The organism is Microtetraspora malaysiensis (assembly GCF_001528665.1).
GTDB classification, from domain to species: domain Bacteria; phylum Actinomycetota; class Actinomycetes; order Streptosporangiales; family Streptosporangiaceae; genus Microtetraspora_A; species Microtetraspora_A malaysiensis.
In genome coordinates this window covers 15,850-28,487 of sequence record NZ_BBYJ01000048.1, presented here as the reverse complement: position 1 = coordinate 28,487, position 12,638 = coordinate 15,850, and the positions used below count along the sequence as shown (strand labels likewise).

Sequence of the window (12,638 nt, the reverse complement as noted above, 5' to 3'; positions counted from 1 at the left end):
GGGGCGGCACGCTCAGGTCCCTGGCCGGCTGCAGGTCCTCCACGAGCCGCTCGAACGGCAGCTCCTGGTGGTCCAGCGCCTCGGCCACCGTCGCCCGCACCCGCGCCGCCGCCTCGCGGAAGCTGGGCGCGCCCGACAGGTCCACCCGCAGCGGCACCGCGTTGACGAACATGCCGATGACCGGCTCGGTCTCGGGCAGCAGCCGCCCCGCGATCGGCGTGCCGACCACGATGTCGTCGATCCCGGACCAGCGCGACAGCACCGCCGCGTACGCGGTGAGCATCACCGTGAACAGCGTCGTGTTGAGCTCCTTGGCCAGCCGCTCCACCCCCGCCGACAGCTCGGGGGAGTAGGCACCCAGCCGCATCTCCCCCCGGTAGGTACGGCGGGCGGGCCGCGGCCGGTCGCCCGGCAGCGCGAGATCGGCGGGCACCCCGGCCAGCCGTTCACGCCAGTAGGTCAGCTCGGTCTCCAGGAACTCGCCGGACAGCCTGCCGCGCTGCCACACGGCGAAGTCGGCGAACTGGATCGGCAGCTCGGGCAGCTTCGGCACGCGGTCCTCGCCGAGCGCGTCGTAGCACTCCTCCACCTCGTTCATGAAGATCATGCCGGAGACGCCGTCGAAGACCGTGTGATCGAAGACGGTGACCAGCCGCAGGTCGTCCTCGGCCAGCTTGACGTGCCTGGCGCGGTACAGCGGCGCCCGCTCCATGTCGAACGGCGCGACCGCGTCCGCCCTGGCCAGCCGGGTCAGCTCCGCTTCCGCCGCCGCCCGCGGCAGGTGGGTCAGGTCCGTCTCCGTCAGCGCCGTGGGCTCCGCGTCCGGGCTGACGAGCTGCACCACCTGCCCGTCCCTGAACTCGAACGTGCTGCGCAGCGCCTCGTGCCGCCGCACCACCAGGTCGATCGCCCGCTCCAGCCGGCGCGGGTCCACCGGCTGCCTGGCCGCCATCGGCATGACCATGCCGATGTTGTAGACGGCCAGGTCAGGCTCGAAGCGGGAAAGGAACCACATCCGCTCCTGGCCGGAGGAAGCGGGGAAGGCATCACTCACTGTGCATCGCCTCTCGCAGGCTCTTGGGCCGCATGTCGGTCCACACCCGCTCGATGTGTTCCAGGCACTCGTCCTTGGTGCCGGAGAAGCCGGCGTCGTACCAGCCCGACGGGTTCTCCCGGTCGGCGGGCCAGATGGAGTACTGCTCTTCGTCGTTGCGAACGACCTTGGTGCTCATGCGGAACTCCGGGGGAGGCGGGGGATGGTCTGGGCGGCGGGTTCTGCGGTGGTGGCGGCGGAGATCAGGGCGGCGACACCGGTCACGGTCGGCTCCTCGAACAGGCTGCGCATCGGCAGCCGCACCCCCAGCTCCTTGCGGATGAGGGCGATGAGCTGGACCGCGATGAGCGAGTTGCCGCCCAGCTCGAAGAAGTCGTCATCGACGCCGATGTGGTCGCCGCCGAGCACCTCGCCCCACAGCCGGGCGATCGTCGCCTCGGCGTCGTTGCGCGGCGCGACATAGCCCTCGGCGGGCGCCTTGTCCTGCCGGGCCGCGACCGCCGCCGGGTCGAGTTCGGTCTCCACGGTGTCCTGGGTCAGCGAACCGACTCCGGCCACGAGGTCGGCCACCGTGCTGGCCGCCACCACGACCTGGGGGCCGAGCGGCGCGGCCAGCAGCCGGCGCAGGGAGAGCGCGCCGTCGGCGGGCCTGATCCCGGCCGTGTCGTCGTCGGCCGCGGCCGGGGCGGCACGCTGGGCGTCGGCGCTGGTGACCACCCCGGTCATCACGGCGTCGGTGTCGATCCGCCGCATCACATAGTCCGACACCTGCACCAGCACCGTGCCGTCGGGCCCGATCAGCGTGACGTCGACGACCAGCACCTCGTCGGTGTCGGTGCTGGTGACGCGCAGGTGGCTCCAGAACGCCTCCGGCAGGCTCTCGTACACGGTGATGCGGCCGTAGCCGAGCGGCAGGTAGTGGCCCTCGACCTGGGTCCAGCTGAAGGTGGTGGCGGCGTCGAGCAGCGCCGGGTGCAGCCCCCACTGGTCGAGGTCGGACAGCAGCGCGTCGTTGGCCTCGAACAGGCCCAGCGACTCCTGCTGGCCGGTGTGCGTGGCGGTCAGCGTCCTGCTCCAGTGCCCGCCCAGCGTGAGCAGGCCGGACAGCGGCACGCTGCCCTGCCCGTCCGCCGTCGGCACGCAGCGATCCATGATCGCGCGCAGGTCCACGCGGCCGGCGGGCGGCGGGCTCACCTTGGCCGCCGTCCCGGTCGCGTGCGTACGCTGCGACCCCCCGATGATGCTCTGCACCTGGAACTCGGCCCCGTCGGCCTCCGGTCTGAACACCACCCGCACCTCGGCGGTCGCCCCGTCGGCCACCGACAGCGGCTCGACGAACACCACGTCACGCAGCTCCACGATGTCGCCGCCGGAGCCGCCGCCGGGCAGCACCGCCTCGGCAGCCGTCCGGGCCAGCTCCAGGTGCCCGGTGCCGGGCAGCACCGGGACGTCGGCGATGCGGTGCTCGTCCAGCACCCAGTGCGTGCCGGGCGAGATCGTGCCGCTGCACCAGTCGAGCCCGTCACCCGCGTGCCTGGCGGTCAGGACCGGATGGTCGATCGCCTTGATCCGGTCGCCGCGCCGCAGCGCGGCGAATCCGGCCGGCGCCGCGGTCTCCGCGGCCATGCCGACCTCCAGCCACCTGCCCCAGTTGACGCTGACGAGCTGAGCCGCGTTCCAGCCCCGCCCGGCGGCGGCGTACGCGTCGAGGAAGTTGTTGGCCGCACAGTAGTCGATCTGCCCGAACCCGCCGGCCACCGCGGTGATCGACGAGCAGAGCACCACGGCCTCCAGCTCCAGGTCGCCGAACGCCTCCTGGAGGGCCAGCGTGCCGAGCACCTTGGGGCGGAGCACGGCCTCGGCCGCCTCCCGCTCCTTGATCTGCGCCATGCCGCCGCCGGGCAGCCCGGCCGCGTGCACGAGCACGTCCACCCGGCCGAACGCGGCCAGCGTCTCGTCCCTGACCCGGCGCATGTCCGCCGGATCCGTCACGTCGGCGGCGAGCGTCAGCACCCGCGCCCCGGCGGCCTCCATCCGGCCGATCGCCTCGGCGGCGCGCGCCTCGCGGGCCGAGCGCGGCGGCCCGTCGGGCAGCCCGCTCCTGGACAGCAGCACCAGGTTGACGCGGGCGCGCGCGGCCAGGTCCTCGGCGAGCGAGACGCCGATGCCGCCCAGCCCGCCGGTGATCACGTACACCTGGCCGTCGCGCGGCTCGGCCGGCTCGGCCGTCACCTCGACCTGCTCGTACCCGAGCAGCCACCGCTTGCCGCCGCGCAGCGCGACAGGGGCCAGCAGCCCGGCCGGACCGGGTTCCGGCTCGCGGCCCAGCTCGGCGGCGACCGCGCGTACCGCGTCACGGTCCTGGGCGTCGATGTGGCGGACGCGCAGCCACGGCGTCTCCAGCGGGACGACGCGGGCGAAGGCGGCCAGCGTGGCGTGCTCCGGGCTGGTCAGGTCGTCGCCGACGACGTCCATCGTGCCCGCGGTGACCAGGTCGAGCTGTACGCCGCCCGGGGGTTGCGCCGCCGAGAGGGCCTGGACGAGGGACAGGACGCCGAAGAAGCCGCGGTCCTGGGCCGACCAGGTGTCCTCGTCGCCGGCGAGGGACCAGGCGTGGACGATCCGCTCGGGGATCTCGCCGAGCGCGTGGAAGAGGGCGTCGTAGTCCTCGCGTTCGGCCGGTCGTACGGTGAAATATCCGTCAAAACTGCCGAACGCGGGGCCTGGCCGTACCGCGATGGCCTCGGGGCCCACCAGCCCGGCCGAGCCCTCGTCCACGAAGGCCAGGCAGCGCGTGATCGGGGTCGACGGGCGGGCGGACGCCTGGTGCCAGACGGGCACGCCGTACCACCGCTCGGGCGGCAGCGGGCCCTCGGCCTGCTGCGGGCGGGCGACGCCGCCGGTGAACGCGCCCTGCGGGTCCGGGTCGATCCAGGCGCGCTGCCGCTCCCACGGGTAGCTGGGCAGCGAGACGCGGTAGCCGGGGGCGCCGAAGTCGTTCAGCTCGATGCCATGGACCCAGAGCGCGCCGGCGGCCTGCGAGAAGACCGCGACGTCACCGGCCCGGTCGCGCGGTCCGGGCAGTGACGGCAGCGGGGCGATCGCGGCGGCGGGCAGCTGCGTGGCGGCCAGGCCGGCCAGCTGCCGTCCGGGACCGCACTCGATCATGACCCACTCGCCGTCGGCCAGCAGCGTCGAGACGCAGTCGCCGAAGCGGACGGGTTCGCGCACGTGCCTGGCCCAGTAGGACGGGTCGGTGGCCTCGGCCGCGGTGATCCAGGTGCCGGTCACGTTCGACAGGAACGGCAGGCTCGGCGCCGACAGCTCGGTGGCCGCGACCAGCTCGCGGAACTCGCCGAGCATCGGCTCCATCATCGCCGAGTGGAAGGCGTGCGACGTCCGCAGCGGGGTGCAGCCGATGCCCTCCTCCTCCAGCATCTCCGCCAGCTCCCTGACCGAGTCCGACGGGCCCGACACCACACAGGTGCCCGGGCCGTTGATCGTGGCCACGGACACGCCGTCGGGCAGCATCGGCGCGACCTCGTCCGGCATCAGCTGTACGGCCAGCATCGACCCCGGCGGCAGCGCCTGGATCAGCCGCCCGCGCGCCGCGACCAGCCGCAACGCGTCGGGCAGCGTGAACACGCCGGCGACGGTCGCGGCGGCGTACTCGCCGATGCTGTGGCCGATCATCGCCGCCGGCTCGACGCCCAGCGACAGCCACAGCCTGGCCAGCGCGTACTCGACGGTGAACAGCGCGGGCTGGGTGAGCGAGGTCTGCCGCAGTGCCTCGTCGGCCTCCTCGCCGGTGGCGAAGATCTGCTCGCGCAGGTCGAGGATCTCGGCGCACTCGTCGATCGCCTCGCGGAAGACGGGCTCGCTCTCGTAGAGCTGCGCCGCCATGCCGCCGTACTGCGCGCCCTGGCCGGAGAACAGGAAGGCCACCTGCGGCGCGCGCTTCGGCTTGGCCCCGGCGACGACGCGCTTCCGGTCGGCCAGCGCCGCCACCGCGTCGGCGGTCGAGGTCGCCACCACCGCGGCCCGGTGCTTGAGCTCGCGGCGGCCCACGCGCAGCGTGAAGGCCACGTCGGCCAGGTCCGTGTCGGGGTGCTCGGCCAGGTGCGCCGCCAGCCGTTCGCGCGCGGCGGTCAGCGCGGACTCCGTCCTGGCCGACAGCTTCAGCAGGTGCGCGGGCCGCTCGCGGGGCAGCGGCGGACGCGGCGGCGCCTCCTCCAGCACGGCATGCGCGTTCGTCCCGCCGATCCCGAACGAGCTCACGCCCGCCCGCCGCGGGGACCCGTCGCTCTCCCACTTGGTCGGCGAGGAGACGACGTAGAACGGGCTCGCCGGGAAGTCGATCTTCGGGTTGGGGCTCGTGTAGTGCAGTGTCGCCGGGATCAGCTGGTTCTCCAGCGCCAGCACCGTCTTGATCACGCTGGGGACGCCCGCCGACTGGCCGAGGTGGCCGATGTTGCTCTTCACCGAGCCGATGCCGCACCACTGCGTGTCGGCGGTGTACTGCGAGAACACGCTGGACAGCGCCGCCACCTCGATCGGGTCGCCGAGCGCCGTACCGGTGCCGTGCGCCTCGACGTAGGTGACCGTGCGCGGATCCACGCCGCCCACGCCCAGCGCCTGCGAGATCACCGCGGACTGCCCGTCCATGCTCGGCGCGGAGAAGCCCACCTTGCCCGCGCCGTCGTTGTTGATCGCGTTGCCCAGGATGACCGCGCGGATGTTGTCGCGGTCCTCGATCGCCTCAGACAGCCGCTTCAGCACCAGCACGCCGCCGCCGCTGCCCCAGATCGTGCCGCCCGCGTTCGCGTCGAAGGAGCGGGTGCGACCGTCGGGGGAGACGATGCCGTCCTCGTCGTAGACGTACCCCTCGCCCTGCGGCAGGTCCAGCATGGCCGCGCCGGCCAGCGCCATGTCGCACTCGCCCGTCCGCAGCGCCTCGCACGCGATGTGCAGCGCCACCAGCGCGGTCGAGCACGCGGTGTGCACGGTGTAGCTGGGGCCGCGCAGGTCGAGCTTGTAGGAGGTGAGGGTCGCGCAGTAGTCGACGTGATTGCCCACCATGATCGCCAGCCAGCCGGCGTTCTTGTGCGCCTGGGCGTTGCTGCGGATGTTCCGCCACTGGTAGTTGTCCGACCCGGTCCCGGCGTAGACGCCGATCTCGCCCGGATAGCGGAACGGGTCGTAGCCCGCGTCCTCCAGCGCCGTGTGCGACAGCTCCAGGAACATCCGGTGCTGCGGGTCGCGTACCTCGGCCTCTCTGATCGACATGCCGAAGAACGCCGCGTCGAAGCCCTCGTAGTCGTCCAGCACCATGGCGGCCGGCACGAAGTTCGGGTCGGCCAGCAGGCTCTCGGCCGTGCCCATCGCCCGTTGCTCTTCCAGGGTGTAGGTGGTCAGCGACTCGACGCCGTCGGCGAGGTTGCGCCAGAACTGCCGCGCGTCACCCGCTCCCGGGACCCGGCACGACAAGCCGATGATCGCGATCGGCTCAGCCGTGGGCTCAGCCGTGGGCTCGTCTGTCATGGGGCAGTCCCCTTCTCGTTGCGTTTCCTCAACCTGTCTCGCCGTACGGCCAGCCGGCGCGCGGCCCGGTCCAGCCCGGGACTGCCGCCCGCGCCGTCCAGATGGGCGGCCAGCGCCCGGATCGTGGGATGCCGGAACAGCTCCACGATCGGCACCTCGCGGCCGATCGCCGCCTTCAGCCGTGCCTGCACGGCGGCCATGGCGAGCGAGTGGCCGCCGATCTCGAAGAAGTTGTCGTCGGGCCCGATCCGTGGCACGCCCAGCACGGCGTGCCACACCTGGGCGACCGCCCGCTGCGTGGGGCCGTCGAGGCGGCCTTCGGCCCGCTGCTGGTCGACCGGCCGCCCGCGCAGCGCGGCCCGATCCACCTTCCCGTTGAGCGTCAGCGGCAGCGCGGGCAGCGACACCAGCTCGGTCGGTACGGCATGCTCGGGCAGCACGCGGCCCAGCTCCTCCAGGACCCGGTTCGCCGCCAGCCCGGGCCGCGCGGGCACCACGTAGCCGGTCAGCCTGCCGCCCTCGACCCTGGCGACGGCGGCGCGCACGTCCCTGCAGCCGGCCAGCGCCGCCTCCACCTCGCCGAGCTCGACCCGGAACCCGCGCACCTTCACCTGGTCGTCGGCCCGCCCCGCCGGGGTGATCGTGCCGTCGGGGTTGCGCCGCCCGAGGTCGCCGGTGCGGAAGCGGTCGCCGTCGAACCGCTCGCCGGTCAGCGCCGGATCCAGGTAGCCGGTGGCCAGGTGGTGGCTGCGGACAACCACCTCGCCGAGTTCGCCGACCCCGGCGCGCCTGCCGTCCGGGGTCACCACGATGATCTCGCTGCCCTCGACGGGCCGCCCGATCGGCACGACCTCCGGGTACGGCTCGGCCAGCTCGTGCCAGGCGTGCACCTGCGGGGTCTCGGTCGTGCCGTAGCAGGCCACGAGCCTGGCCCGCGGCATGAGCTTCCGTAACGTGCCCGCTTCCGCGCCGGTGAGGCGGTCGCCGCCGATGGCGGCCAGCCGTACGTCGGGCAGGGGCGTGCCGGTGCCCGCCAGCATGGCCGCGAGCTGCGGCGTCAGGTGCAGGACGGTGATCGCGTGCTCGCGCAGCCAGGCGACGAGCTTGGCGGGGTCGCGGGTCAGTTCCTGCTCGGGCACGAACAGCTCGGCGCCCAGGGCGGCGGGGACGAACATGTCGCGCAGCGCCGGATCGTGGGCCAGGCCGGACAGCAGCGCGAACCGGTCGTGCGGCTTCAGGTCGAAGGTGCGGATGTACCAGGAGATGAAGTGGGCCAACGGCTTCTCGCCGGTGACGACCGGTTTGGGGTCGCCGGTGGTCCCGGAGGTCATCGACAGGTATCCGGCTCCCGGCAGGTTCGTGCTGCCGTCGCGCAGTACGACCTCGTGGTCCTTGAAGACCGCCCGGGCTCCCGAGGCGGCGATCTGCCTGTCCTGCACGGCCGGCGGGTAGGCCGAGTCGATCACCACCCACCGCGCTCCCGCCGCCAGCACACCGAGCAGGATCCCCGGCAGCTCGGGCACCCGCGAGGCGACCACGGCCACCACGTCGCCCGGCTCGACGCCCTTGTCACGCAGCGCCGCCTCCGTCCGCCGCCGCGTCCGCTCGTGGGCGTCGCCCGCCAGCTCCAGCAGCCCCGGCCCCGTCCAGCCCGGCAGCTCCGCCTCGGGGAGGTCCCGGTCCACGCGTCCGGTCAGCAGTTCCTCCAGCTGGTCCACGTAGCCCTCGACCAGCGCCGCCATGCGCTCGGCCGTGTAGAGGTCGGGGTTGTAGACCAGCTCCAGCGTGTACCCGTCGCGCTGCTCGCTCACGTACATCGTCAGGTCGAACAGCGCCCCCGGCAGGCCGGGCCGTAACGGCTCGCTCGCGCACCCGGCCAGGTCCAGCCGCGCCTGCGCGAAGTTGTACATGTTGAACATGACCTGCGTGATCGGGTTGCGGCTCAGGTCACGCGGCAGCCGCAGCGACTCCAGCAGCTGCCCCAGCGGCACGTCCCGGTGCCTGATCGCCGCGCCCAGCTCGGCCGCGCACGCCCGCACCTGCTCGGCGAAGTCGCCCCGCGGCCGCAGCCGCAGCGGCAGGACCTGCACGCACATCCCCACCAGCGACTCGAACGCCACGTGCGGCCGGTCCGCGTACGCCGCCCCCACCACCAGATCGTCGCGTCCCGACAGCCCGGCCAGCTGCCGTCCGAAGGCCGCCAGCAGCACCGCGTACGGCGTGGCCCCCAGCCGCGCCGCCAGCTCCGCCACCCGCCCGGCCAGTGCCGCGTCCAGCTCGCCCCGGCAGGCGGCGCCGTGGAAGGTCTGCGCGGGCGGCCTGGCCGCGTCCCTGGGCAGGTCCAGCACCAGCGGAGCGTCGCGCAGGTGCTCCCGCCACCAGCCCAGCGCCCGGCCGTCGCCGTTCCCGCGCAGCCAGCGCACGTAGTCGGCGAACGTGTGCTCGGTCACCTCGACCGGCTCGCCGCGGTAGGCGGCGGACAGGCCCCGGTAGAGCACATCCTGCGACCAGCCGTCGAACACCAGGTGGTGCGCGGTCAGGCAGAGCACGTGCTCGTCGGGGGCCAGCCGGATCAGCCGCGCCCGGAACAGCGGACCGGCGGCCAGGTCGAACCGTTCCCGCGCCTCCTTCTGCAGCGCTCCGGCCAGCTCCGCGGGGGAGAGGTCGTCGACCGGCAGCGGCACCTCGCCCGGCGGCGCGACCGTCACGTCGGGGATCCCGTCGCGCGAGCCCACCCGCCAGCGCAACGCCTCGTGGACCGTCACCACGGTGGTGAGCGCGCGCCGGAGTGCGGCGACGTCGAGCGGGCCGCGGATCCGCTCGGCCATCGCGATGTTGTGCGCGGTCGACTCGGGCGCCAGCTGTTCGACGAACCACATCCGGCGCTGGGCGGGGGTGAACGCGGCCGGACTCCCCGTGGGCGGGGCGGCGGTGGTCGCCCGCTGCGCGCGCTCCACCAGCGCACGCAGCGCGCCGTAGGTCCGGCCCTCGTACACGTCCTGGACCGACACCACCCGGCCCAGCTCCGCGCGTACCGCGGCCACCAGCCGCATCGCCCGCAGCGAGTGCCCGCCGCGCTGGAAGAAGTCGTCCTCGTCGTCCGGGGCGGGCGCCTCGAGCACCCGCGCCCAGATCCCGGCCAACCCGGTCCCCGTTCCCTGCTCCCGCTGGGACCGCGCCCTGAGGGCGGCGAGGTCGACCTTGCCCGAGGCGTTCAGCGGGAGGATGGCCAGCCGTACCAGCCTGGTCGGCAACATGTACGGCGGCAGCCGTACCGCCAGATCCTCGCGCAGTACGGCCAGCTCGGGCGCGTCCTCGGGCGTCACGTAGGCGACCAGCTCGCCCGTGAAGTCCACCACAGCCTGCAGCACCTTGGGGTGGGCGCGCAGTGTCGTCTCCACCTCTCCGATCTCCACCCGCTGCCCCTGGACCTTCACCTGGCGGTCCAGCCGGCCCATGAACGCGATCTGACCGTCCTCCTGCCACGCCACGCGATCGCCGGTCCGGTACAGCCGCGCGCCCGGCTCGGTCGAGAACGGGTCGGGGATGAACCGCTCGGCCGTCAGCCCGGGCCGGCCCACGTATCCGCGGCTGATCTGCGGGCCGCCGATGCACAGCTCGCCCGGTACGCCGGTCGGGCACTCGTTCAGGTCCTCGTCCAGGATGTGCGCCCGGCAGCCGCGCAGCGGCCGCCCGATCGGCAGCGGCCGCTCCCACACGCCCTCGAACCGGCCGCCCACCACCGTGACGGTCGACTCGGTCGGGCCGTACCAGTTGTGGAAGTTCCCGTGCGCCGACCACCGCGCCACCTGCTCGGGCGGGGGCGGCTCGCCCGCCGTCATCACGTCCCGCAGGTACGGCAGGCGGCCGGGGTCGACCAGCGGGAGCACCGCGGGCGGGAGGAACCCGTAGGTGACGTCGTGCTCCTCCAGGAAGCGCTGCAACCGCGCCGGGTCCACCCGGTCCTCGTCGGGCACCAGTTGCACGCAGCCACCGGCGGCCAGCGGGGTCAGCATGTCGAACACCGAGGCGTCGAAGCCCAGCGCGGAGAAGGCGAACGAGCGGCAGCTCGCGTCCAACCCGAAGTGCGCGACCGTGGAGGTGACGAAGGCGACCACGTTGGCGTGGCTCACGACCACGCCCTTGGGCCTCCCGGTGGAACCGGAGGTGTAGATGACGTGCGCGGCGTTTCCCGGAACCGCGCGGTTCGGCGGAGCGGCTCGACCGGGCTGGTCCACGTTCACGAGCGCGCGCCCGCAGCCCTCCAGCAGCTCCGCGCCGCGCTCGTCGACCACGACCACCTCGACCCCGGCGTCGTCGAGCACCTCTTCCAGCCGCAGGCGCGGATGCCCGGGATCCAGCGGCAGGTACGCCCCGCCCGCGAGGTGGATGCCGAGCACTGCCGCCGGCATCAGCGGGGTACGGCGGGTGCACAGGCCCACCCGGCTTTCCGGCCCGACGCCGAGCTCCTGGAGCCGCGCCGCCAGCGCCCCGGCCCGCTCGACCAGCTGGGCATAGGTGAGCACGTTTTCCCACTGCCGGACCGCCGGGGCATCCGGGGTCTTCGCAGCCTGAGCCGTGATCAGAGTGCTGAGGAGTGTCATCCTGCGGCCTCCACGCCGGGCCGTACCAGCCGGCCTTGCCGTACCGTCTCGAAACGCAGCAGGAAGCGCGGCGCGCGGACGGCGATCGCGGCGATCGCGCGCCCCAGCGGCAGGTGCGTCACCCGCCACTCCGCCAGCCGCGCCACCTCGGGAGCCGTCTCGGGCACCCACGTCGTGCCTGGCCGCTGCCCCGCGAACCCGAACAGCGCCGGATCCACCCGCAGCCCGTCACCGGTCGCCTTCAGCACCGCTTCCTTCGCCGTCCACGTGCGCAGCGCGCTGTGCAGCCGCAGCTCCTCGGGCAGCGCGGCGAACTCATCGCGCTCCCGCTCGTCCAGCACCTTCTCGAAGAAGGCCTGCTCGTCGGCCGGCGGGCGGAGGCGCTCGAGGTCGGCGCCCACCTCCCGGCCCGTCGCCAGCGCGACCAGCACGAGCCCGCCCGATTGGCTGACGCTGTAGGTGGGCTGTGTCCCGGTGCACGGCTTGCCGCCGGGCCGGGTACGCGGCTCGCCGACGCCCGGCTCGATCCCGTACTCCCTGAGCAGCCGCCGCAGCAGCACCGACCTGCCGACGAACCAGCGCCGATGGTCCTCCTGCCGGAACCTGGCCGCTCGTGCCGCCTCCCTGGGCGACAGCTCGTCGACGGCCGCGCACATCTCGGGCAGTTCCTTGAGGTTGGCCAGCCACACGTGCACCTCGTCTGCGGCCGGGCTCTGCCGGGGGCCCGTTGCGATCGTCCGCGCCACCTGATCGCCGTGCGTGGCGAGGAAGAGGTGCGCGGCGTCGAGCGTGTGCAGGCGGAAGGTCGAGGTGGTGTGGCGGGCCCAGCCGAGCATGGTGGGGTGGGCGACCTCGCGGTCATGAGCGCCGGCGAAGGCGACGATGGGGATGTCGAGCGGCTCCTGCCTGGCGAAGCGGTAACGGCGCAGCCACTCCATGTCCGTCCGCAGGGCGGGGACGAGCAGAGCCTTGACCTCGGGCTGCGTCCGTAACTCCGCGGGCGCGCCCAGCCGGTGGATCAGCTCTTCGATCAGGTCCTCGTCACCCAGGCCCGTCCACCGCCCCAGCGTCTCCTGGTGCTCCGGCGGGTGCGCGGCGCCGACGTAGAGGCATTCGGGCGCCGGCACGCCAAGCCGCCGCAGCTCGCGGACCACCTCGAAGGCGACCCGGCCGCCCATACTGTGCCCATAGATCGAGTACGGCGTGCGGTGGTGGGCGGCGATGGACCGTGCGATCAGCTCCGGGGAGAGAGCCCCGGGTTCGGCCACCCGGCCTTCACGACCGGGGAGCATCGCCACCCGTACGTCGAAGACTCCGTCGAACGCCTGCCTCCACGCCCAGAAGGCGGAGACGTCTCCACCGGCGTAGGGGAGGCAGAAGAGGAGCCGGGCGCCGGGCGGGTATCGCGTTAGCGAGGCGAACGGTGTCTCGGGTAGCAC

At 73.6% G+C, this 12,638-nt stretch carries 5 protein-coding genes (1 of these 5 running past the window's edge); all 5 read right to left on the bottom strand.

What is annotated here, in order from left to right; genetic code table 11:
• Tightly spaced (each overlapping or abutting the next), the 5 genes in view from AWQ71_RS38905 to AWQ71_RS38885 form a layout consistent with a single transcriptional unit that may run on beyond the window.
• Positions 1-1,054: the start of a non-ribosomal peptide synthetase gene (locus tag AWQ71_RS38905; RefSeq protein WP_157570861.1), read on the bottom strand. It extends 2,075 nt beyond the left edge of the window; the window shows 1,054 of its 3,129 coding nt (coding positions 1-1,054); its start codon is at positions 1,052-1,054; the stop codon falls past the left edge of the window.
• Positions 1,047-1,232 (bottom strand): MbtH family protein, encoded by a 186-nt coding sequence (locus AWQ71_RS38900; protein ID WP_067144059.1) that lies wholly within the window; start codon positions 1,230-1,232, stop codon positions 1,047-1,049. Before AWQ71_RS38900 ends, AWQ71_RS38905 begins: the two co-directional genes overlap by 8 nt.
• On the bottom strand, positions 1,229-6,595 hold the full coding sequence (locus AWQ71_RS38895; RefSeq protein ID WP_067144057.1) for a type I polyketide synthase: 5,367 nt from the start codon (positions 6,593-6,595) through the stop codon (positions 1,229-1,231). Before AWQ71_RS38895 ends, AWQ71_RS38900 begins: the two co-directional genes overlap by 4 nt.
• On the bottom strand, positions 6,592-11,199 hold the full coding sequence (locus AWQ71_RS38890) for a non-ribosomal peptide synthetase (RefSeq protein ID WP_067144055.1): 4,608 nt from the start codon (positions 11,197-11,199) through the stop codon (positions 6,592-6,594). Before AWQ71_RS38890 ends, AWQ71_RS38895 begins: the two co-directional genes overlap by 4 nt.
• Positions 11,196-12,638 carry a thioesterase domain-containing protein gene (locus AWQ71_RS38885; protein ID WP_067144053.1) on the bottom strand — a complete coding sequence of 481 codons (1,443 nt, stop codon included), beginning with the start codon at positions 12,636-12,638 and terminating at the stop codon, positions 11,196-11,198. Before AWQ71_RS38885 ends, AWQ71_RS38890 begins: the two co-directional genes overlap by 4 nt.

What these genes read in the sequence shown, in the direction of transcription:
- AWQ71_RS38900 (WP_067144059.1), bottom strand. Translation starts at nt 1,232, where the DNA reads ATGAGCACCAAGGTCGTTCGCAACGACGAAGAGCAGTACTCCATCTGG.
- AWQ71_RS38895 (WP_067144057.1), bottom strand. Translation starts at nt 6,595, where the DNA reads ATGACAGACGAGCCCACGGCTGAGCCCACGGCTGAGCCGATCGCGATC.
- AWQ71_RS38890 (WP_067144055.1), bottom strand. Translation starts at nt 11,199, where the DNA reads ATGACACTCCTCAGCACTCTGATCACGGCTCAGGCTGCGAAGACCCCG.